Here is a 22,428-nt window from a genome sequence, read left to right as displayed (position 1 = left end):
TACTCGGTGGATGTCTACGACTGCTCCTGCCAGACTGCCTTCGCTCCGCTCTCACCGATGCGATAGACCTGAACCATCGAACCCACTGCCGCGACAACTGCGATCGCCGCTATCGCGACTGTCACGACTCGGAGCAGCGTCGAACTGTCGGACAGTGAAGTTCGTGCGCCTCGCCACTCGGTGAATCTATCGGTATGCAGGACCCACCATGTCGCCGCGAACACGAACACCGCGATGGACCAGATCAGAAGTTGATCACCGAGTTCGGCGTGAATCTCGATCAACTCGCTGTGAGGCGAATTGTGTTCGAGCCATTCACCTGCATCGGTGGTGATCGATACGAGTATCAACGTGACGAGGGCGATGGCCGGTGGAAAGATCCCGAGCCTGCGCCGAGCACTCGGCCACAGAACGGAGCAGAGAACCAGAACCGCCGAGAGCGGAACCAACACGACAACGAAATGAACGAGGAGTGGGTGAGCGGGTAATCCGCCGATCGTGGTCAGGCCCATGTCGATCAACGTAGGCAGGATTTCTTGGAGAGTTCTGGGGACCCTGCTCGAACGTGCTCGGTGTCAACGAGCTACCGGCAGCACAATCTCGAAGGACGAGCCGACATCCGGTGTCGATTCGACGAAGACTTTACCTCGGTGCGCGTGCGCGATCTCACGAACCAAGGACAATCCGATGCCATATCGCCGGCTACCGGCGGGTTGAGTCGGGCCATGTGAGAATCGGTCGAACAGAACCGGAACCGCTTCAGATTCAATTCCGATTCCCGTATCGCTCACGCGGATTCTGACGTGGTCGCGATCTCGCTCGACGCGGAGAAGGACGTGCCCTCCTGGACGCTCGTGAGCAAGCGCATTGTCAACGAGCGCGAGAACCGCTCGGCGCAAAGCCGATTCGATCCCCAAGACCACTGGCTCTCCAGTTCCGGCCTTGCTCACGTCGACAGCAATGCCAGATTTCTGAGCATGATCGGCCACACTGTCACGGACCTTCTCACACACTGCCGCCATGTCCACTCGATTCCGGGGTTGTCCGCTGTCGTCCATCGATGCGGCCATCAACAGGTCCTCGATGACTTCGCCGAGGGCCCGAGTGTCGTCCACCAACCCGTTGAGCTGCGAAACAAGCTCAGAAGACTCGAGCGAGTCTCCGCGTCGAGCCAAAAGTTGTGCACGAGTGTGCAGTACGGTCAACGGCGCACGTAGTTCGTGCGACGCATCGGCGACAAAACGACGTTGCAACTCGAGCGCCTGCGTCAGCGGCTGAATCGCACGTCGGGACAACAACACCACCACGCCCACAGATGCAGCAATTCCGGTGAGTTCGGCAAATCCAAGTGCGAGAAGTAATCGCTGCCTTCCTGATTCATAGGGCTCGAGCGCCGCGATCACGACAACGCGACCTTCCGCACCGTCTGAGACGAAGGCCCTGAAGTTACTGTCACCATCGGTGAAATCCGAATACCCAGCAGGCGAATCCAAAAGTTCTGCGGTCCCGGTGGGGGCATGCACGCTCACGGTCTCCACGCCACCATTGGAACGAAAGGCCAGCGACATACCGGGTGGAGGATCGTCCGCATCGTCTGCTGTGGCTGCAACCTCGGTCAGTGCAGAACGAATCTGACGATCCTGTGCCCGCGCATAACCTACATAGGACACCGCTCCGACGATCAGCAACACGGCACCGAGAGCAATGGCGGCTTGAACCGCAGCTGACCGTCCGGCTCGCCGTAGGCGCACCTCGTCACCGAACCCGATCCCAGACGACCGCCTGTCCTTGTTTTTGCTGCGGACAATCATGATCCGAGCCGGTATCCGAGGCCGTGGACGGTGGCTACGACGTCCCTGCCCAATTTCCGCCTGAGATAGTGGACATAAGTGTCAACGGTGCCTGGAGTATCTGCACTTCCGAACACCCGCCCCAGAAGCTGAGTCCGAGAAAAGACTTGCCCAGGCGATGCGCACAGAAACCCGAGCAGTTCGCTCTCGCGTTCGGACAACGAGGTCACCGATCCGGATTCGGTATCAGTAGCCGTTCGGTTCGCTCGATCGATTTCCCACCTACCGACCACGATCGGCACTACGGAAGTTCGGCGACGCAACAGTGCACGCATTCGAGCCAACAACTCGGGAATCTCGAAGGGCTTGACCAAGTAGTCCTCGGCACCGGCATCGAGTCCCTCCACACGATCGCCAACGGAACCGCGAGCAGTAAGGATCAACGACGGTACTGAGCAATCCCTCACCCGGAGGATTCTGAGCAATTCCACACCGTCGATGACCGGTACTCCACGATCGAAGACGAAAGCATCGTAGCTGCGGGTCAACGCCAGATGCAGACCGACTTGTCCGTCGTGCGCCACGTCCACCTCGTGCCCTTCCTCCTCGAAGAGGTCCGCAAGCAGGCCCGCCAATTGCCGGTCGTCCTCGACAAGAAGAATTCGTGGTTTCGCGCCCATGCCTGCGAGCCTGCCACGTCCGTTCTGAGAACTCTCCAAGATTGCACCGCGATCGTGGAACTCGGAACTCTCCGACGGCACGACCGATTCCCCGCAGCTTCACAGCAGACATGCAGCCCCGGACAAGCACCTCGGCCGATTGTTGAGTTCTCAATCGAACCTTCGAGAGCAGGCATCAGATGGAAACACCGGAAGACGGATTTCGACGCACCCGAATCGTCACCGGGACCCTCGTGGCATTCGGAGTCGTGGGCGTTGTCGGCGGAACAGTACTCGCCTATTCGGATACGCAGGCCACGCCGATCACAGCGACCACAGACGAAACCAAGCAATCGAGCAGTCCACCTGACGGCAGTTCGACTCCGAACTCGCAATCGACAACTACCTCACCCGCGGCGGCACCAAAGATGTCGAGCGGAAGTTCCACTCCCCACGCTCGATCGGCCGGATCGTGACCACCTCCCCGATCGTCGCGAGTTCCATGTGGAGGGTGTGGGGCCTCGAAGCCACGGTCGTGGTGACAAAACCCGAGGCGATTCAATCGGCCAGGTCGATCATCGACGAGCGCCTTCTCGAAATAGAATTGGCATGCAGTCGATTTCGTGACGATTCAGAGATTCGAGCTCTCGAAAAGTCGACAGGCCTACCGGTCGAAGTGAGTAGCACGCTTGCCCGGCTGATCCAGACAGCACTCGATGGCGCCGAGCGCACTGACGGAGCCGTCGACCCGACCATCGGTACAGCTGTCGTCGCGCTCGGATACGACCGCGATTTCGCGCTGATCGAAGGCAGGGACGTACCGATCAAGACGTCCTTCGTGTCTACTCCGCAGTGGACCTCGGTCAGGCTCGACGGACAAACAGTCACAGTTCCCTCGGGCGTCCAACTCGACCTCGGGGCAACGGCAAAGGCACTTGCAGCAGACGAATGTGCACACGCCGTCAGCATGTCACTCGACTGCGGTGTGCTTGTGTGCCTCGGCGGAGACATCGCTACCGCCGGACCGGCGCCGGACGGTGGGTGGATCGTCCTCGTCCAAGACGGCCACGACGCCCCGGCTGATACGGTCGCCATTCCAGGCGGGACATCCATCGCTACATCGAGCACCAGGAAGCGTCGATGGTCGCAAAATGGTAGACACGTGCACCACATAGTCGATCCGCGGAGCGGCACCAGCGTTGATGCCGCATGGCAGACAGTCACCGTCGGCGCGGACAGTTGTGTGTCCGCAAACCTCGCGAGCACCGCCTGCATCGTCCGAGGTTTCGAAGGTGCACGGAACCTCCTGAACACCGGGCTACCGGCGCGACTGGTGGATCGTGCAGGTGCGGTCCGCCTACTGAACGGATGGCCGACGGACGATGCGGTCGGCACCGGCAGAAGGCAACCCTAGTCGTGGACGAAGCACTGTGGGCATTGGGTCGAGGGACAGGTATCACCGCTCTCGTATTCTTGACTGTGTCGATGATTCTCGGAATCGTCACGCGGTCCGGTAGGGCTCTACCGGGACTACCTCGATTCGGCGTGCAGAACGTACACAGGGCCGCCGCCTTGATCGGGGTGATCCTCGTAGTCGTACACATGCTGGCACTGTTGGCCGATCCGTACGTACAACTGAAACTCGTCGACTTCGCCTTCCCCTTCCTGGGCAACTATCGTGCCTTCTGGCTCGGACTGGGCACCCTTGCGTTCGATGTTCTGTTCGCGGTGTCCTTGACAGGACTGCTGCGAAATCGCATAGGCAACAGCACTTTTCGACTCGTTCATTGGAGCGCGTACGCTCTCTGGCCGATCGCGTTCGCGCACGGACTGGGAAACGGAACGGACTCTGGACACACATGGTTTCTCGCCATCGCCATCGGATCAGCCGTCGCGGTGACCGGAGCAGTTCTCTGGCGAATCCGGACAGACTTCGTCGAATTCTCGACCCTGCGCCTCCGAGAAGGGACATGACGTGACAACCGAATCTACCGATGCCGGCCTTCTCGCCGCATGCTCACCCGATCTAGCCACCCACACGGCCCTCCACGGCCACAACCCACGCTCGTCACGGGGTACCTTGAGCCGACAGCTCGCCGATGCGGGTCTCCACGGGAAAGGTGGGGCGGCATTTTCCACTGCGCGAAAACTCGATTCCGTAACTGGACGGCGTGTTGTGGTTATCGCAAACGGCAGCGAAGGCGAACCGCTCAGCGACAAGGATGCAGTACTACTCGAACGTGCGCCGCACCTCGTCCTCGACGGCCTACAACTCGTCGCACACGAGTGCGGAAGCGAAGAAACATACCTGTACGCAGGATCCCAGCAGCTTCACTTCCTCCGGAATGCGTTGCAAGAAAGAAGGACTGCCGGGCTGACCGAGCCCTTGGTCACACTCGTGGCTTCACCGAAGACATTTATCAGCGGCGAAACGTCCGCGGTAGTCGGAACGATCGAAGGCCGAGCACCCCTTCCTCGAGACCGTTCGGTACACAGCACCGTGGCGGGGCTGAACGGTCGACCCACCGTGGTTCACAATGTCGAGACACTGGCACACATCGCACTCATCGCGCGATACGGACCCGAGTGGTTTCGCACGCGAGGGCTGGGCGGCGCGTCGGGGACCACCTTGATCACCCTGTCAGGTGATGTGACCGTGAGTGGTGTCGTCGAGATCCCGATGGGAATTCCATTGGATCAGTTGGTGACCCAGTATTCACGTACTGATACTCCGTCGATCAGAGCAGTCCTCGTCGGCGGGTTTCACGGAGGTTGGGTGGATGCGCAAGACTTGCCGACCACAAACATGACAACAACGGCTTTGGCGACGGTCGGTGCTTCGCCCGGCGCCGGAGTCATTCACGTACTGGGTCACGCAAGGTGTGGTCTGAAGACTTCAGCCGACATCGTTGAGTATCTCGCCGATCAAGGCGCTCGTCAGTGTGGACCGTGCATCAACGGAATGCCCCGAATGGCACGCGCGTTGTCCGATATTGCCTATCGCTCAGGGGCGGCCTACACCCAGGAGTCGATCCGATATCTGGCGGATCTGATCGAAGGGCGTGGGGCATGCAAACATCCGGACGGGACAGTGAGATTCGTGAGGAGTTCCCTTCGCGTTTTCCAGCACGATCTCCGAATGCACGCTGCAGGAGCCTGCGAGGTCGGCACACGGATGGGAGCAGCATCATGAGCACAAGAACGCCCAAAGTCCTACACATCGATTGGACTACGTGTGAAGGTCGAGGACTGTGCACAGAGTTGCTGCCGACCCTGCTGACGCGTGACGAATGGGGATATCCACTCCCACGCGATCGCCGACGTGAGCCACACATCCCCACCGAACTCGAAACGGACGCTCAACGCGCCGTCAAACTGTGTCCCCGAGCATCATTACGGATTATCTCGCGACCGGACCGATAGAATGCCTGGCCACGTCAACAACGAACGAGTACAACGTCGTGCAGGAACGCAGGCGAGAGCGCTTCTGGCCCAGCCATATTCGAAGATCGACGAGCTGTCGGCGCGTATCGAATCCGCGCTGCGACTAGTGCGGGGTCCCGTCCGGTCACTCCCGCATTGGCGTCGGCGGCGCGCACCGACGCGGTGGCTCTGCGCAAGAACCTTCATTGAGTGCATGCTCTGGTCGAGCAATCGATATGCCGCTTTCGAACACGGTGATCAAAAGCCGACAGCCGCCCTGGACACAGTCACGTCCAGGTTCGGTCACGACGACGGGCACAGTGCTCACGGATTTCCGTGATATGCGAATTTCTCGAACACGCGGGGCTGTCTCTAAATCGGTGTTTCGGCCCGACTTGCCGCCCCACGCCGCAGGACCACGAAACCTGTTCGGTGAGATCAGTTCTCAGGCCACGACGGGCCGAGCACTTCACGTGCCAATTCCGCCAAAGAGGTGAAGCCGCACAGCGGCCCTCTGAAATTCTTTCATCACCCCACCCTTCGCATATCGATATCGGAACTCGATAGTACTAGCGTGAATCGAACGGTGATTCCGCATCCGGACGTCCCACTGTGCCACCGAGGCGAAATCGTGCAAACCGCTTCGATCTTCGACCGCTGCAGCTCGCCCTTCGCGACGCCACCTCGCTCCTCCGGCCGAGCAGGCCAGAGTCAGCTCCCTCAACGCATTACCGCCTGAACACAGCGAAGCGGGGTTCGACAGTCACGCGGTACCCGAAACGACAGACACACTGCCAACGACGCTCACCGACAAATGCTTGCTTCGAAATACGCGACCGCGACTGAGGCAGCATCGGGCCGTGTTGCCACGACGGTAAGCCATTCTCGACGTGCTCAGTTCACGGGTAGACGGCAATCTCAATGAGATTGCCATCCAGATCCCGACAGTAGTGCGACACCATCTCTCCGAGGGCACCTAGCTTGGTCACGGGCCCGTCGAGCACCTCCACCCCACAGCTCTCCAGGTGGGCACTGACAGCATCCGGCGAAGCCGACGTGACGAAGCACAAATCCTCGGAACCTGCCGCCGCGACGGCACCGGTGGTCCAGCCCGGGTCTTGCTCCACCGTTCCGAGAGGCCTCAAATTGATCTTCTGATTTCCGAACTTCACCGCAGTGCGTGCCGTGGGGCCGAATCGCTCGATCGTCATTCCGAGTACTGTCGCGTACCACTGGGCTGTGGCGTCTACGTCGTGACAATTGATCACGATGTGGTCAAACCGCTCGACCGAGAATCCCATGGTTGTGCACCTCATTCATCACCGTAAACGTCTCCAGAAAGTCACCCTACAGCGACGGCCCTACCTGCGTTCTTGTGCACATGCCCCGCTCCGAGCGGCCACTTCCCGAGAGTCGCGAGGCGGGCACCGAGCTTGTGAATCCGCTGGATGCCCTTGTAGGCACCGGCCGCTTCGTCATGTCCGCTGGGGGCTCAGCGACAGAGCCGCGGTCAGATCTGGGGTGTGATCAGGATTTCGGTGCTGCACGATTTCCTAGTCTGCCGATCCCTGCCGACTGGGCAAGAGGTGGCCCAACCGGATCGCGGCTGTCCGGCCGCCCCGGTTGAGCCATGCGTGCCCGACCTAGCCCACTCAGGCGGCACGCGGTTCTCGGTGGTCCGCTCCGGGCCGCACGCTGAACCGGAGCGGTGCGAGCGGTCCGATTGCGGCGTGCTCGGACCAGGTGCCCACCGGCACCGAAGCGTGACCGCAGCTCCGTGGTCGGCGCGTACGAATAGTCAGGGACGGGCGCGCCGTCTTGGAGGTCCGCCGACATCAGCTGTGAACATCCCGTCGGCGGACCATGCGTGTCGGGACCGATGAAAGTTCGACACGCAGATCAGCGGTCCACCGGTGAGAACAGGTGGGGTTCATCCGATGGACCAAACCACTAATGCCCCGCCCATTCAAATTGCAAACATGGGCGATCCGTCCGGTCGCTCGTTAGTAACAACCGGACGGATCAACCGCACCTCTGCCGGAACAGCGGGCACGCAGTCAGGTGGCCCCGCGGACTTACATGGTCACGTCTGTCCGAGGGGACGATCCCTTGCTGCCCGCAAATTCTCTGACGAAACCGGAACCGGTAAGCTTCGCCGTCACATAGCCTTTATTGGGAGACAGTTGCCGTGAAGTCCTAGACCCGGTGGGCGTCCACGCTAAAGTTGACGAATACGCTGAGGATCTAGCAGACAACTCGGAGGATTGCGTCTTGGTGGAGAGACTGATTCTACAGTGCGTCGACGATCTCGACGGGATGCCCGTCGCCCATGAGGTCAACGAGAGAATTGAATTCTCCTTCCGCGGAACGGATTACGTGATCGATCTGAGGCCAACCAATGCGGAAAGGTTGAAAGCCGTTCTCCGGCGATACATCGCTTGTGCACAACGGATCGACGCCAAGGCCGTCGATGCAGAATCCCGAGGTGTCGAAAAGCCCCTCGATTTCGGACATACCGAGCAGCAGTTGCAGGCCTTACTCAGCTGGGCAAAGATTCATAACTATGCAGTGTCCCCGTCCGGAGGGATCACGAAGCAGATCATTCAGGCATTCAATGCTGCGCACCGACGATCTTCGTTCGACGATAGAGTCGTAGGTGGAGCAGTACAGGCACCCAGATAGGCGCGGCCTCACCTCCGATACAGGTCAATAGCATTCTCCAGGTGCCACGGCAATCTTGCTTGCGTTCGTCGAAGACCGCGTATCGGGCAAACGACAAACGCAAGATACTGCGGTATCTGTAAACACTTGGACGGCACGTCGCGGTCACCGAATTTTGGTTTGCGTTCAGCCTCCCCACATCCATCCGGCAGGACCGAATCAAGCTCTCCCCTACCTGACTGACGCTGAGTTGCACCGCCGGGTCAGTAAACTTTGATATGCCCGGGGTCCACGTGCCATTCGCCGAGTTCCGCCGGAACGTACTCGATCTTTCGATCGAATATCCGGAGCTGGACGGGTGACGTGGCGCCGAGTGCAGGACCGAGATCGGGAGGGAATGCCTCGACTTAGCGACCATTGAAGGGTTACCGACCCGCTGACACACCCGTCACGGAGAATCGATCAGCTCGAGGCCGCAATTCAGCAGTGAAGTCGCCGAAAGAACGAAAGTTGCCCCACGCCCGAACGGGCATGGGGCAACTTCTCACCGAGCATTTCGACGCTGCATATTCAGCGCACCCGGGAAGTCACATCGACTCGACGCGCGGCACCCGCGCCCGCAATCATGGGTGCAGATTGCCCGCGCCACCGTTAGGGGCAAGAACCGAACCGATATTCGCGTCGGTTCGCGGGTTAACATCCGTCGCCAAGCACATCGTCGGGGCGTACTGAGTTCCGAACAGTGTCGCCTTCGACAGGAACGTCATGTAATTCTTCGGGTTTGCGTACTTCCCGGCATCACCGTCGGTGTTGATGTAAACCGCAGGGTTGGAGGAAGTCGTGACAACCTGAACCGAAGGTAGCGTGAAGGTCGCGCCGGCAAGCGCGGTCAAACCCGCATCAGAGGTATTCGAGCCGCCCGGACTCGCACCCGCAATCGTTGTTCCGACTCCCCCGTTGAGTGAAAGGTACGACCCTGCAGCGTCCGCAGCACCACTTGCATTTACTCGCGTGACTACCGGAGTGCCACTGAATCCACTACCCGTCCCGGAGACGATGGACGCAGACGTGAAGGTCACCGGATCGATCTTGAATACGAGGTTCAATCGATTCAGATTGATGACGGTTGCGCCACCGCCACTGGTCGGAACAGTCTGCGAGCCTGGCTGAATCGTGTAGGTGCCCGGCGTCGACGACGAGTGCGCAACCGACATGGAGTGAGCCTGAAGCGGCTGGTGAACATTGCCCGCAATGAGCGAATTGGGGTCACCCATGCATGCGTTGTTGTAATTCGTCGTCACGCTATGGGCCGACGCCGGCACCGTTGCCGCAAACACCAGCCCTAATGCTGCCGCAGAGATCGCAGCAGTAGTTCCGGCACGCCGAGCGAGAGATACAGTCATTGTGATCCTTTTCTTTCATTGAGAAACGATTGACGTTCAACAAGATGAAATATCGCAATCGATTTCGAATCGCGACATCATCACAAAGAAAATCTCCTCCTCCCTACACGTAGACAGAACGAACTCGGGTACAGCGCCATTCCGGGGAGACACATCCCGAAGGCGAGAAATATTCGAATACCGTTGCAGGACAGCCTGAGAGCAGATTTCAGCTCAGCAAAGTCCACATGGTCGGCGGCAAGAAGATCGATATATGGGTAAGCCTTCGCAGCGATGCTGAAGAATCACATCCTGCGTCCAGTGCCGGCGAGAATGGTTTTCACATCCCGAAACCCTAGAACAGGTACCAGTTTTCTCATTTCGCCGACAAAGTCAAGGAAAAGCGAAAAGTTCATACTTTAGACGCAACGCCAGGGCCTTCGCCTCCACTGGAAGTCGGAGAACCGGTCGAACAGTCGAACAGAATTGGCAGACAAGGTAACCGAATTGACTCCGCGGGAGATCGATTCATTCCGCGCTCGTGTTGCCATGTGATCCTTCGCGGGATCGCGCGAGTCAACCTGGCCGCCCCGGCCATCCGTTAGTGCTCTTGGTCGATAGTTTGCAAATCTCGTCCGAAATGACCGAAATCGGATACTCTTCTGCCACAGGCAATCCAAGCCACAAGGGATTCGGATGTGGCACGAATTGACTACCAGCCGCAGGGGGACTGACCGGGAGGTTAACCGTTGGACCTGCGTTACGTCGCCTTCGCGCGTGCCGATCCGTCTTACTACGACCGCATCAGAACAGCGACTCGACCTCATTCACCGCCCAACCAGCACTTCACTCCCGACAGGTCAGTGGATTCGTCGCTCTGGCGACCCGGCCCCTTAGGCGGACGGTGTGACTGCCCGTCGCCGGAGGTGCCGAATGAGGGGACCAAAGCCGCGGAACAGATCCCACTGGTAAAGATCCAGAACGTGAACTGAACACCCACAAGCGGCGTGCACAATGCACCCGGGGAGGCAGTTTCCGATTCTTGGTCGCGACATTCCAAGTCACTCGATATCAGCGTCGCGCCTTGGCAGTTATCGATCGACCGGCCAGCGATCTTCTGGATGAACATGTCAAGTACCGTGCCGCAGTACAGTTCTTTTCCGCGAAAAATTCCGGCAATTACATTGACCCACAAGTTATTTGGCGCGATAGGATGAAACTTCCGGTGCACGAGATCGTCCGCCGTCGCGACGCCCTTTCAACCGTTGGTCTTGGCCCGTCCAGGCGGGCCAGCCACGCCGACGAGCCTCATGAGTTCGCCGACGAGGTTTTCGCTGACCGCGATGTCCATACTGCGCGTGTGCTCCGCATGGACACATCAAGACCCGTAGGCTTGTGCGAGGCTGTGTGGAGTTCTCCGATCAGCGTGGAGTTCTCCGATCAGCCCGGTGAGCCGCTGTTCGCGTATTCATGTCGGGTGACAGCGGCTGGATCTTGTAGATACACTAGCCGAGGTTGCTGACACCCAAAGCCGGCAACAACCGTTCACGGGGCCCGGCGTCGACGAGCATGCCGAACATCGGGTGAACCCTTCTGGGGCCGAGCGGTTCTCCCCGACCAGCGCCGCGGCAGTTCGGAGAGTTTTGACTTCGATTTCGAGCTCGCGGATGCGTTTACTCTCTTATGTCAGCTGCGCAGATTCTGTTCTGGTGACTTGGCCGTTCGCCCCGACCTTGGCGAACCCACGTGTGGAGCGCGGCGGCGCTGACGCCGAGTTCGTATGCGGCGATGATGATCGGTTTGCCAGCTCGGACAAGGGTTGTGGCCCGGAATCGAAGCTCCGGCGGATACGGTCGTGGCATGAATCGAAGCCTTTCAGCGAGGCTCGGTCTGCACTCCGAGGTGGGTAATAGACCTTGAGGTCGGTCGAGATGCCAACGCTAGCCCTGGTGATCGCGTCGAGCTGAATCTGACTCGAAGGTCGACTGACCGAACTGTGGCCTTGTTTGCATCTGTCGGTGCTCGTTGCCTGCCGTTCGTGGCTTTCGGCTGCAACGTACGTCGAGCCGGTGTCCCCCTCGATTCTTATCTCATCGCAGTCATCGATCACGTGGGGTGACTGCTGGACATTTCACTGCAGCGACGACAGCCACGGGGTACAAGGCTCTGCTGCATTCGTTTTCGTCGATTGGTCTGGTGATTCGGATCGGAGTCGAGGGCACCGGTTCGTATGGCGCCGCCGTGACCGGGCTTCTGCGCAGCCAAGGCTTCGAGGGGTCGACATGAACCACCCAATCGGCAGGCGCAGCGTTTGCGAGGCGGGACCGATTCGATCGATGGGGAGGCGCCGGAGAGGTCCGTACTTTCTGAAACCGCACGCGTTTTCCCGAAGTCACACGGCGGACGATCGAAACGAGCCGGTCACTTCGCAGCAGTTGGTCTGAAATTGCGTTGACACTCTCCGGCACCAACTAATTCGCTACGCAATGTCATCGTCAGCGCCCCTCGCGACTTACGTGATCGGCTCGAATCAATGACAACCGGAGCCTTGTTGCACCACTGCGCGACGGTGCGAGTCGGACAGGACGCATCTGCTGATCCTCGGGAGGCGGCCAACTCGACGCTACGGTTGTTGTCCCGTCAGGTGATCACTCAGGGCAAAGAAATGAACCGGCTTCGAAGCGAACTCACCGATCTCGTGCGCCGAGTCAACCTTGTCCTGCTCGCCGCACCGATCGGCGTCAACAGCGCATCCACACTGATCATCACCACAGGCGACAATCCCGAAAGACTACGCAGTGACCCATTGTTCGCCGCCCTGTGCGGATCTCTCCGATCGACGCGTCCTCAAGAAAGCACAACCGCGGCGGAGATCGTCATGCCGACAATGCGCTCTGGCGGATCGCGATGATCCATACCAGTAGCGACATGCGATAGCGCGCCTACGGCGCACGTCGACCAGTGGAAGGGAAATCGCTGACGAAGATCCAGCGATGCCTCAAACATCACACTGCCCGTGAGATTTGCACGTTGCTCGTGGATCCGCCGACGGCTCCGCGCTCCGACGGTCTTCGGCCGCTCCGACCCAACGGCGGCCTGTCCACGCAGTCCGTCGCCGATCATTTCCACGTCTCTCTGACAACGATCTCGCGGACAGAACGGGCCACCAAGCCGAACTACGAGTCCGCATCACGCTACCGCGCATGAATGAAAGAGTCACCTGCACAAGACACTTGACGTCAACGGGAGTATCCAACCAGGAGAAGTTCCGAACTGACAACGGACGCTATCCTCTTACTTCAAGACCTGTCAGTCGCCGCCGGCAACGTCGGAGATGCCGGCCAGTTTCGCAGAACCCCGCAATTGGTTCGCTCAGCTTCTTCTGCTGAACGCAGGCCGATACTTCGGAGATAATCCGAGGTATCGGCTTTTCAAATCGTAATCACAACAGAAAATGCGGGCCGGATCGTCACCTATCGACGAGCCGACCCGCGTATCAGGTTATTCCGCGCTGAACGAGGGAATCATCATGCTTCCCATCACCGCCAAGCCGCTGACATCTCGAAGCGAACCCAGAGCATTACTCAAGAAGGAAAAAAGCATTAGATACTCACCTCCTTAAGTCGCGAGTAGTCGGATCGGAAGGTCATTCCTTCACCCATCCGTCACTCGACAATGCGGTCAGCATCTCGAAGAAGCTGATGTGGATCGCTGACAGTGACCCGGTGAAAAGACCGAAAACATCTTCCAAGGAACCCATTTGTTCCCTCCTAAACTATTTGAACGGATTGAACGGGACGTCGAGACCGAAGTCCACGGAGAGCGCAACAGGCATCGTGATGATGGACTTGAAGGCGGTCAGCATCATGGGCAAGAGTGCCGAGACCGAACCCAGATCAGATGAATTCATGTCGCATCCTCCTATTCGCTCGAGATTCCAGTGAGCCCGTCAATGACGGCCCCGCCGGCATCGATTGACCCGTAGGCGAAATTCAGAATCGCCTGCAAGAACGGAACTAACATTTCCCACTCCTTCGCAACGGACAGTCGTATGTCGCCGGTAAGAATTTCCGTCACCCGAAGGACGGGATCTAGGGCCGAGCGATCACGATGTGGATGTAACCGTAGACACTGTTTTAGAACTCGTGCCAGTTTTCGCGATTTATCTCAATTGTTCCGACTTAAGTCGTAGTTTCAGCACCTTTACAAGGGGTGCATTAGTACTTAAGTTGCACAGAATACGCTCGACAACGACACCTGCCAGTACCTCACACAAGGGAGACCCATCATCGTTGCGTTCCATTGTCCACGGGCGCAGAGTTCAGAAGCAACTAAGACTCGACCAGCCGTCGACCACGCAGTCGCGTTGACACGTCAAACCCTCACCGACGCGGGCACCACCCATCCCAGCCAACTCTCCGCTCGCTATCTGAGCGGCGGTTCGTCGCGGATCCCACTGGTCCGTCAATGCCTCTCCACCCTGGGGCCGATCGCGACGCTCGGCGACCCGAAAACAGTGGTCGCGCATAGCGCACTGATCGGTGCCGGCGTTTAACGAAGTCATGCCAACCACCCGCTCCCCCCCCGGCACCGAGGCACGTGCACTCCACCTTCACTATGACCGCCTCCACCACTCGAAGTCCTCACGCGCCCAACACGTCCGGCAGCAAGAAACTCGAATACCTGACAGCGGCCGCCGCCGGCACTCTCGTCGTCATTGCCGCAACCGTGGCAGCCCCCATCCTTCTGCGTCCCACAGCCAACGACACGAACGCGGACAACCCAGCAGCAGCCGCCGGCACCACCCCCTCAACCGCCGCTGCCGGACAGGTCGCCAACACCGACGCCATCAAAGCTGCCCCCCACAGCCCTGAGCAGTGCCTCCGAAAACTGCCGGCAATCCACCTTCACCACCAAAGGCACCCTCGTGATCAGCTGCGACATCAAGAAAGATCCAACCAACTCTCCAACAACCTCTCCGAGTACAGCGACCACTTCATCGCCAGCCTCAACCTGAAGGAAGCTAATAGGACCGTACTCGGATAGCGAGAATGCGATTACGGAAACTACACCGTGGTCGAAAATGATTCCTGCACAGCTGGAGTCAACATCAGGGACGGCGCCACCGGACAAAGTACGGGAAGTTCCGTCGACATAGAAACCGGCCTCACAGACGATGTGTGCGGCATGACCGACACCGCTGCCGCCACCAGCTTCTTCCGAACGACAGGCCGTCTCTGACCGTCAGACTGCGAAGCCGACCTCTACCAAATCCACCGCAGCAATGTGGCTGCCTTGCGGTTCGCGGTAACCGCCGGTCGAAACGGTCAGGAATAGAATCAATGTCTTTCACAGAATGAATCGCAGCAGAGTTCATTTCGGGGGACGCCGAAGACTGCCAGGAAGGCGTCACCTTTCCGCTGGCAGCGTGCAGTCGGGGCGCTCCCACTGACCACCGACGCGGGTACAGGTATAGCGTTGCTCGCACAACCAGCGTCGTTCGAAGACGGCAAATAAACAACTGCGCTCCGGTCTCGGCAGGGCCTTAGTTATTCCGCGCTCTCGGCACGCTCTCGATCGAGCGGTGACCGCTTCGTGTTGACTACGTCTGATACCGGCCTGGTCGTGGTGCTGAAGACGCGGCAGCACTGCGAACAGATCTCTCCGTACTCGACCACGATATTCGATGATCCTGCGAGAACCCCATACAGCATAGTGTGTTTGATGAAGAACGATTTGAAACCGTGGCGACTGCCATCCATCCAGCGTTGGGATACTCACGTATCGACCTTGGCCACGTCGGCTCAATCAGCCACACTACATACCCTTCGCCCTATGTCGACCTTAGTGGCGATACCTCGAGCCCCACTCATCTTGCACAAGAGTCGGCGAGTTGGGCGGTGGAACGGCCGCGAGTACGGAACGATTACCCGGGAAGGAGGGTCGATATATCTCCGACGTGGGCACCTGCAGGGGGACGCCTACCACTCCCACCCGGCGCTATCGGTTGCCGATGCCTCGCCCTATACGCCGAAAATAGATACACCGAATGGTGTGCACGGCGCACGGTCACCAATACGAAGCATCGGAATCCCTCACAGAAGAGGGAGTTCCGCACAAGTACGGTTCCCTCACGTATCACGGCGTCACCAAATCACAACGAGAGTATCGAACAGAATGTAGGCCGCAACCGCAAATACCAGGTATGCGAACCAGTGTTGAAGTTTTCCGGTGTCGGTGCGGTTGCCGAATTGTCCGGCGACCAAGGAGGCAACGATCGCAGCTCCGGTGAAACTGATCGTGATGGCCGGATCGATGGCGACGCCGCTACCGAGATGTGAGAGCAACCCGGCGGCGGAGTTCGCGACGATGATCAGAAGCGAGGTTCCGATCGCGATCTGCATGTCTATTCCCAACATCAGGACCAGGGCGGGGATGATGAGGAATCCACCGCCGACGCCGAAGAGTCCGGTCAGAACGCCGACGGCGAATCCGGCTGGGATCGCACGAGGTGCGCAGCGACGCCAATTGATACCGGAATCACCTATGCGGCAGGCGGTCCCAATATCGCCGCGGTCGGCAAGCATACGAGCACCGGCTACGATCATGACCGCGGCGAACCCGATCATGACAACGGACTGCGGGAGCAGTCGCCCGAGGGCACTACCGAGGAAGGTTGCGGGGATACCTGCAGCGGCGAACACAGCGGCCAGCCGCCACTGCACCAGGTGGGCACGCACTTTCGGGATGGCTCCGACGGCAGAAGCGACGCCGACCACGATCAGTGAGATTGGGATCGCCTGGTCGATGCCGAGGCCGAGGCCGAACACCAGGACCGGTACGGCGAGGATGGATCCGCCGCCGCCGAGGAGTCCGAGAAGGATGCCGATGACAGCGCCGGCCGCGAGTGCGATTGCGAGGGTCATCGGATTCCGTTTCCGTTTATTGGTAGCCGGCTGTCTTCCGCGTGGTCACGAGTCAGTGTGGTTGCGTGGTAAGTGAATCGAGCGCAGCTTGCAGTCTGGTGCTCGCTTGGTCGGCGACTGCCTGCAGTGCCGGCTCGCCGGTGACTTCGGCCATGAGGGCGGGGTTCATCGCATCAACGATGACGCTGTTCGTTGCGGTGCGGTCGGCGCGCACGACGACGTTGCACGGCAGCAGTAGCCCGATCTGACGCATGACGTCGACGGCGCGATGCGCCAATGGCGGGTTGCAGGCGCCGAGGATGAGGTAATCCTCGATGTCTTCGTCAAGTTTGGCTTTGAGGGTCGCTTTCATGTCGATCTCGGTGAGTATCCCGAAGCCCTGATCGGCCAGGGCTTTGCGGGTGCGTTCGACGGCGTCGTCGAAGGTGGTGTTCAGGGTGGCCGTGAGAGCGAGTTGCATGATCTACGTCCTTCTTCCGGGATTGGGGGCCTGGGATCGGTCAGCGGGCGCCGAAACGTGGGATGCCGAGGCGTTGAAGTATCAGGCTCATCGGGCACCACCCCACTGCGCTGTAGAGCAGGAGATTCGCGGCGACGAACGCGGTAAGAAGCAGCCACCAGATGGAGAAGATGAGGGTCAACGCCACACTGAGCAGGACGACCACCCCGCCCAGCAGGGGAACGATCCGTTCGATGGTCCAGCCGTGGTGCCGAGGGAGAGCTGTCATGATCTGTGTCGTCCTTTCCGTTCGTTGTCCCCGATCGTCGCCTCGGCCTCAGGCGAGCGCGAGGAAGAGCTTTTCGAGTTCGGCTTCGGTCATCGGTTCCTTGCCGTTCGCAGTATCACCGGTCATACATTCACGCAGACCGGTAGCGACAATCTTGAAGCCGGCGCGATCCAATGCACTCGAAACCGCAGCGAGTTGGGTGACCACGTCCTTGCAGTCGCGGCCCTGTTCGATCATCGAGATCACCCCGGCGAGTTGACCGTGAGCACGGCGGAGCCGGTTGAGTACCAATGCGATGCTGTCGTCGTCGCCGACCATGGGATTTCCTTCCGAAGGTGAATCAGCAACCTCAAATATACCCCTATGGGTATTCCCATGTGGGTGGTTCGGGAGATCTGTGCGTCACAGCTGCCGAACCACCCCCGGACCCTGTCAGTGCGAAAAACTCATGTTGGGCAATACCTTTCGCAACCACGCCGGGGACCACCACGCGGCATGTCCGGTCAACCGCAGGAGCACCGGCAACAGGATGAGCCGGATCAGGACCGCGTCGAGTAGGACAGCAACACCGAGAATGATGCCCATTTCCTTCGGCGGTAGCGGGTCAGCGAGCGCGAAGGTGAAGAACACTGCCACCATCACCGCGGCGGCGGCGAAGATCACTCGTCCGGAATGAGCCAAACCTGCGATGTGGGCAACCTTCGGGTCCCCGGATCGTTCGTAGTGTTCTTTTGCCGTGGCGAGGAGGAACACGGTGTAGTCCATGGCGATCGCGAAGATCATTGCGAAGAAGAACACCGGCCCCCAGCCGTCGAGGAAGCCTTGCGGAGTGAAGCCGAGCAGGGATGCACCGTGCCCGTCCTGGAAGATCAACTTCGCGACCCCGAATGCGGCTGCGGTGGAGAGCAGGCTGACCACGGTACCGAGGATGGCGATCAACGGCGCCTGCAGCGCCACCAGAAGCAACACGAACCCGAGTACCAGGACGATGCCGACTATGAGTGGGAAGTAGTCGTTCAGCGCTTGCTGCAGATCGAGGTTCTCCGCCGGTGCGCCGCCCACGACCGCACCCGAGGGGAGGTCCGCACGCAAGGTGTCGAGGATAGTGCCCATCTGTGCATCCGATGGGTCGACGGTCGGCATGGCCTGCAGCATCACATAGTCACTGCCGTCCGGGGCGGGCTGCGGCGGAGTGACCATGGCGATGCCGTCGACCGAGGAAGCAGTCTGCGCCGTCTGCGAGGCTTCGGCGGCGGGAGCGATGATCTGCAACATGCCCGGTGCACCCTCTCCCATCTGGGCCTGGACGAGTTCGTATCCTTGGCGGACCGGGGCGTCGGCGGGGACGACTTCGATGGAAGGCATCGCTACCTTGAGACCGAGCACCGGGATCGACAGCGCGATCAGTACCAGGACAGAACCGATAGCGAACGGCCACGGGTGCTTGTGCAGCAGTTCACCCCATGCGGCGAACTTCGGCGAGCGGTGTTCTTGCCGCTTGGCGTAGGGCAGGGATCCACCATTGACCTTGGTGCCGAGTTTCCCGAGCACTGCTGGCAACAGAGTCATCGAGGCTAGAAGGACGAAGAAGACGGCGAGCATGATGCCGATCGCCATCGTCCGCACCGCGGGGGCCGGAACGAGAAGGACGGCAGACAAACTGACCAGCACTGTGATTCCGGACAGGACAACGGCTTTGCCTGCGGTGTCCATGGTTTCCGCCACAGCTGCCTGCTTGGAGGTGGCGTGCGCGATCGCGTCGCGAAAGCGGGCGACGATGAACAACGCGTAGTCGATACCGAGGGCGAGAGCGAACATCATCGCGAAGTTCATCGCCCACACCGAGATCGGAGTGACCTGGTTGAGCAGGACCAGGCCACCTGCGGAGGCGACGAGTCCGGCCAGGGTCAACAGCAACGGCAGCCCTGCGGCGACGAGGGACCCGAACGCGAGCACCATGATCGCGAGGGTGACCGGCCAGGAGAACAGTTCGGCCTGAATCATCGCGTCGTGGTTCGCTTTGTTGAAATCACTCCACAGTGCCGAAGCACCGGTCGGGTAGACCTCGATGCCGTCACCGGACAGAGCGGTCAATTGGCCCTTGAGATCGTCGACGGCCTTGACCATCTCGTCGGTGGACGTGTTCGCGCCCGCGATGAGAATTCCGGTGTGTCCGTCCGGGCTGATGGACATTCCCGGTTGCGGTGCGATGATCGCACCGAAACGGGTGTCCCCGGCGAAGACATCCGCGACCGCGGTGATGGTGCGCTGCACGTCGGGACTGTCGACGGTTCGGTCGTCGGAATGGACCACGACCTGGACCGCGGCCGAGGAGTTACCGACGAAGTGCTCCTGTGCCAGTTCGCGGACCTGGACCGATTCGGACCCGTTGGCTTGCCACCCGGCGCCCGCGAGGGAACTGAACACCGATGGTGCGGCGGCGCCGAGGGCGACGAGGACGATCAGCCAGACACCGATCACCCATTTAGCATTGCCTGCCATGGCCGCGCCCATACGTCCGAGCACTCCGCCGGGGGATCGAGACGCCGACGTAACGCGTTCCTCGACAGTAGATTTGCCAGTCATTGATTGACTCCTGAAGATGTGGCGAATGGGGGTGGCGTGCGCAGCAGCGTCCGGCGCACCGGTCAGCGGCCGAAAAGAGACCGAAAGAACCCGGAACCCGAATCAGGAGCAGGAGTGCAGGTGCAGCGCCGCACTTTCGGGACACCTGCCATGACCTGCTCGGAATGCTGGCCGCACCCTGCCCAGGTGATCTTGGAGCAGGAAGAACATGTCGTGGGGTAACACATCTGATTTCTCCTTGTCAGACGCCGTGCCGCCTATGAGGCACGAAAGTTTCAGTGATCAGGCACTATTCGGACGACCGCTCGATCCAGGCCGTGTATCCGCCGACCAGATCGCTGACGTTCTCGATGCCGTCGGCCCGCAACAGTGATGCAGCGACGGACGAGCGCCAACCGCCAGCGCAGTGCACGACGATGGGCCGGCTACGTGGAAGGTCCGCGATCTGGGAGCGGAGCTGGGCGAGCGGAATCGATTGCGCACCGTCGATGACCCCGAAGTCGCGCTCGCCGGGATTTCGGATGTCGATCAAGGTCACTGCATCCGAATCCAGGAGCCCCTCCAGTTCGACCACAGCAGTACGCGGCGCGGTACGGACAAGGTCGGTGAGCGAGTTCGGAAAGATTCCGTCGACGTCGACAGTGAGGTACCCGGCTGCATTGTCGGATCCGATGCGCGCCAAACGCATCGCCGCATCTTGTTCCTCACCCGGATAGGTGACGAGTACGATGCGCTCGCCGATATCGGCGACCATGCCACCGGTTTCAGCGAACCTGCCGTCGAATCCGACATTGATCGAGCCGCGCAGATGCCCGCCGGCGAAGTCGTCAGGAGTGCGGGCGTCGAGAATGCGAGTTCCGATGGCCATTTCCGTCCGGAGCTCCTCCGGCGTCAGCTCGGGTATGCGCCGATCTTGTTCGAGGAGAGCGTGATTCGACCTGTTCAGGGTCACATCGGTAGAAAAATACCGCGGCACCGCAGGCTGACCGTCGGTGATCAGAGCAACGAACGTATCTTCGCTCATCGGCTGCACCGACGGGTTCGTGCGGCGCTGCTCGCCGATGGTGGAGGTCAACTCGGAGGAGAGGTTCTTGCCGCAGGACGATCCTGCGCCGTGGGCCGGCATCACGGTCACCTCATCGGGCAAGGTCAGCAGCGTCTCGTGGACTGTGCGGTACATCGCCCGAGCCAGGTCGGTGTTGGTGCCGTCGCCGAGGTTTGCAAGGTCAGGGCGACCGACATCGCCGATGAACAGCGAATCCCCGGTCAGCACAGCGGAAGGCGCGGGATTTGAATCCTCTCGCACCAGCAGACTGATCGACTCCCATGTGTGACCTGGGGTGGAGAGGATCTCGATGTCCACCTCCCCCAACGTCAGGTGTTCGCCATGCCGCAGTCGGCGGATCGGGTAGTCCGTGTCCGCGGTTTCACCGAAGCCGATCCACGCACCGGTCGCCTCGAGCAATTCGAGGTGGCCAGAGACAAAGTCCGCATGAAAGTGCGTGTTGACGACACCCTCGATGATCAGACCGTAGCGGGCTGCATCCTCGAGGTATTCGGTGATGTCGCGGCGCGGGTCGACCACGATGGCACGGCCGGTGCTCTCGTCACCGATCAGGTACGACGCATGCGAGAGGCACTCGATGTAGTACTGCTCGAGGATCATCAAACAACCTTTCCTGGATCTGGAGGATGGTATGCACACAGGTTGCCATATACCCCCCAGGGTATGTCAAGTACCCCTGGGGGTATAACTAGTGCGAATCGGAAATACCGACAAGAAAGATGTCCGGGCGCGGAGCCGGTTTCGGAAAACTGGATGGGATCACGTCAGGGGGCGCGATCATGCGACGCCGGCGTTGAGTACAAGAATGGCCGCACCGTGGACGAACTGAGCCAGCAGTAACACCCACAGCGACGGCCAGGCGAATATCCCCATCACCGCCGCACCGAAGGCGACTGCAAAGTTGAAAGCCCACTCTGCCGGATCTGTTTGTCGCGACGTTTGTCGGCGCAGACATTCCCACCGATCCGCAAGACAGCTGTCAGCCTGAAGCCTCGAAAGTCCAGTTCCGGCAGTGGGTCAGGCGCCTACGGCGATGTGCCCGGCCTGGCGTCCCGGCGCGTGACTGATTTCCATTGGCGACCGGATCGGGGCAACGAGAACAGCAGCAGCACAACTACTCCAGCGAGCACGATACCGATCAGATTGACACCGAGCTGAGCCAGCGAACTCAGCACGACATTCCACTTACCTGCGAAGACCGCAACGA

General features: G+C 60.0%; 22 protein-coding genes and 1 pseudogene. 9 read left to right on the top strand and 14 right to left on the bottom strand.

Annotation, left to right across the window (positions count from 1 at the left end):
• Positions 1–14 precede the first annotated feature (14 nt).
• The 3 genes from G9U53_RS24760 to G9U53_RS24750 form a co-directional block, all read right to left on the bottom strand.
• Positions 15–512 (bottom strand): DUF2231 domain-containing protein, encoded by a 498-nt coding sequence (locus G9U53_RS24760; protein ID WP_165639330.1) that lies wholly within the window; start codon positions 510–512, stop codon positions 15–17.
• A 63-nt stretch (positions 513–575) separates the two neighbouring features.
• Positions 576–1,811, bottom strand: coding sequence for a HAMP domain-containing sensor histidine kinase (locus G9U53_RS24755; RefSeq protein WP_165639329.1), 1,236 nt, complete (start codon positions 1,809–1,811; stop codon positions 576–578).
• Positions 1,808–2,470, bottom strand: coding sequence for a response regulator transcription factor (locus G9U53_RS24750; RefSeq protein ID WP_207624575.1), 663 nt, complete (start codon positions 2,468–2,470; stop codon positions 1,808–1,810). The genes G9U53_RS24755 and G9U53_RS24750 overlap by 4 nt, the downstream gene beginning before the upstream one ends.
• Before the next feature lie 179 nt (positions 2,471–2,649).
• On the opposite strand from G9U53_RS24750, the gene G9U53_RS24745 reads away from it, so the two are divergent.
• From G9U53_RS24745 to G9U53_RS24725, 5 genes are read left to right on the top strand one after another with little or no spacing between them, the layout of a single operon-like run.
• A complete protein-coding gene (locus G9U53_RS24745; RefSeq protein ID WP_165639328.1) occupies positions 2,650–2,925 on the top strand; it encodes a hypothetical protein in 276 nt (91 codons plus the stop codon).
• On the top strand, positions 2,922–3,863 hold the full coding sequence (locus tag G9U53_RS24740; protein ID WP_165639327.1) for an FAD:protein FMN transferase: 942 nt from the start codon (positions 2,922–2,924) through the stop codon (positions 3,861–3,863). Before G9U53_RS24745 ends, G9U53_RS24740 begins: the two co-directional genes overlap by 4 nt.
• Positions 3,864–3,865: 2 nt before the next feature.
• Positions 3,866–4,423 carry a ferric reductase-like transmembrane domain-containing protein gene (locus tag G9U53_RS24735; protein WP_165639326.1) on the top strand — a complete coding sequence of 186 codons (558 nt, stop codon included), beginning with the start codon at positions 3,866–3,868 and terminating at the stop codon, positions 4,421–4,423.
• A 1-nt stretch (position 4,424) separates the two neighbouring features.
• Positions 4,425–5,642 carry an NADH-ubiquinone oxidoreductase-F iron-sulfur binding region domain-containing protein gene (locus tag G9U53_RS24730; protein WP_257233702.1) on the top strand — a complete coding sequence of 406 codons (1,218 nt, stop codon included), beginning with the start codon at positions 4,425–4,427 and terminating at the stop codon, positions 5,640–5,642.
• Positions 5,639–5,872: a ferredoxin gene (locus G9U53_RS24725; protein ID WP_165639325.1), complete on the top strand. Its 234-nt coding sequence runs from the start codon at positions 5,639–5,641 to the stop codon at positions 5,870–5,872. Before G9U53_RS24730 ends, G9U53_RS24725 begins: the two co-directional genes overlap by 4 nt.
• A gap of 899 nt (positions 5,873–6,771) precedes the next feature.
• On the opposite strand, the gene G9U53_RS24720 is transcribed toward G9U53_RS24725, so the two are convergent.
• The 3 genes from G9U53_RS24720 to G9U53_RS24710 all read right to left on the bottom strand — a co-directional run bounded on the left by G9U53_RS24720 (position 6,772) and on the right by G9U53_RS24710 (position 9,936).
• A complete protein-coding gene (locus G9U53_RS24720; RefSeq protein WP_165639324.1) occupies positions 6,772–7,173 on the bottom strand; it encodes a VOC family protein in 402 nt (133 codons plus the stop codon).
• Between the two features lie 988 nt (positions 7,174–8,161).
• Entirely contained in the window at positions 8,162–8,386 is a 225-nt protein-coding gene (locus tag G9U53_RS33625) for a hypothetical protein (RefSeq protein ID WP_242692704.1), read from the bottom strand.
• A gap of 770 nt (positions 8,387–9,156) precedes the next feature.
• Positions 9,157–9,936, bottom strand: a complete 780-nt coding sequence (locus G9U53_RS24710) for a hypothetical protein (RefSeq protein ID WP_165639322.1) — start codon at positions 9,934–9,936, stop codon at positions 9,157–9,159.
• Positions 9,937–12,448: 2,512 nt separating this feature from the next.
• On the opposite strand from G9U53_RS24710, the gene G9U53_RS24700 reads away from it, so the two are divergent.
• The gene (locus G9U53_RS24700) at positions 12,449–12,826 is read left to right on the top strand and encodes a hypothetical protein (RefSeq protein WP_165639320.1); all 378 of its coding nucleotides are present in this window, start codon (positions 12,449–12,451) and stop codon (positions 12,824–12,826) included.
• Positions 12,827–12,951: 125 nt separating this feature from the next.
• The gene (locus tag G9U53_RS24695; RefSeq protein WP_207624573.1) at positions 12,952–13,122 is read left to right on the top strand and encodes a hypothetical protein; all 171 of its coding nucleotides are present in this window, start codon (positions 12,952–12,954) and stop codon (positions 13,120–13,122) included.
• 568 nt (positions 13,123–13,690) lie between these two features.
• On the opposite strand, the gene G9U53_RS34045 is transcribed toward G9U53_RS24695, so the two are convergent.
• Positions 13,691–13,825 (bottom strand): hypothetical protein, encoded by a 135-nt coding sequence (locus G9U53_RS34045; RefSeq protein ID WP_256065141.1) that lies wholly within the window; start codon positions 13,823–13,825, stop codon positions 13,691–13,693.
• A 456-nt stretch (positions 13,826–14,281) separates the two neighbouring features.
• On the opposite strand from G9U53_RS34045, the gene G9U53_RS24690 reads away from it, so the two are divergent.
• Complete coding sequence (locus G9U53_RS24690) at positions 14,282–14,470, top strand: hypothetical protein (RefSeq protein WP_165639310.1); 189 nt, start codon at positions 14,282–14,284, stop codon at positions 14,468–14,470.
• A gap of 62 nt (positions 14,471–14,532) precedes the next feature.
• Entirely contained in the window at positions 14,533–14,961 is a 429-nt protein-coding gene (locus G9U53_RS24685) for a hypothetical protein (protein ID WP_165639318.1), read from the top strand.
• Positions 14,962–16,061: 1,100 nt separating this feature from the next.
• Here the strand turns inward: G9U53_RS24685 and G9U53_RS24680 are convergent.
• The 7 genes and pseudogenes from G9U53_RS24680 to G9U53_RS24650 all read right to left on the bottom strand — a co-directional run.
• Positions 16,062–16,841 carry a sulfite exporter TauE/SafE family protein gene (locus tag G9U53_RS24680; RefSeq protein ID WP_165639317.1) on the bottom strand — a complete coding sequence of 260 codons (780 nt, stop codon included), beginning with the start codon at positions 16,839–16,841 and terminating at the stop codon, positions 16,062–16,064.
• A 52-nt stretch (positions 16,842–16,893) separates the two neighbouring features.
• Positions 16,894–17,301, bottom strand: a complete 408-nt coding sequence (locus G9U53_RS24675) for a DUF302 domain-containing protein (RefSeq protein ID WP_165639316.1) — start codon at positions 17,299–17,301, stop codon at positions 16,894–16,896.
• A 40-nt stretch (positions 17,302–17,341) separates the two neighbouring features.
• Positions 17,342–17,569 (bottom strand): DUF2892 domain-containing protein, encoded by a 228-nt coding sequence (locus G9U53_RS24670; protein ID WP_207624572.1) that lies wholly within the window; start codon positions 17,567–17,569, stop codon positions 17,342–17,344.
• 48 nt (positions 17,570–17,617) lie between these two features.
• A complete protein-coding gene (locus tag G9U53_RS24665; RefSeq protein WP_064074840.1) occupies positions 17,618–17,887 on the bottom strand; it encodes a metal-sensitive transcriptional regulator in 270 nt (89 codons plus the stop codon).
• A 114-nt stretch (positions 17,888–18,001) separates the two neighbouring features.
• A complete protein-coding gene (locus G9U53_RS24660) occupies positions 18,002–20,155 on the bottom strand; it encodes an MMPL family transporter (protein WP_165639315.1) in 2,154 nt (717 codons plus the stop codon).
• 289 nt (positions 20,156–20,444) lie between these two features.
• Positions 20,445–21,821, bottom strand: a complete 1,377-nt coding sequence (locus G9U53_RS24655; protein WP_165639314.1) for an MBL fold metallo-hydrolase — start codon at positions 21,819–21,821, stop codon at positions 20,445–20,447.
• Positions 21,822–22,246: 425 nt separating this feature from the next.
• Positions 22,247–22,428 (bottom strand): annotated as a pseudogene (locus tag G9U53_RS24650) (DUF389 domain-containing protein); the annotation flags it as partial.

Origin of the sequence: Rhodococcus sp. D-46, from assembly GCF_011290655.1 — a bacterium.
Lineage (GTDB): Bacteria > Actinomycetota > Actinomycetes > Mycobacteriales > Mycobacteriaceae > Rhodococcus_F > Rhodococcus_F qingshengii.
Note: the sequence above shows the minus strand (reverse complement) of the source record. Positions and strands in the feature narration are given on the sequence as shown.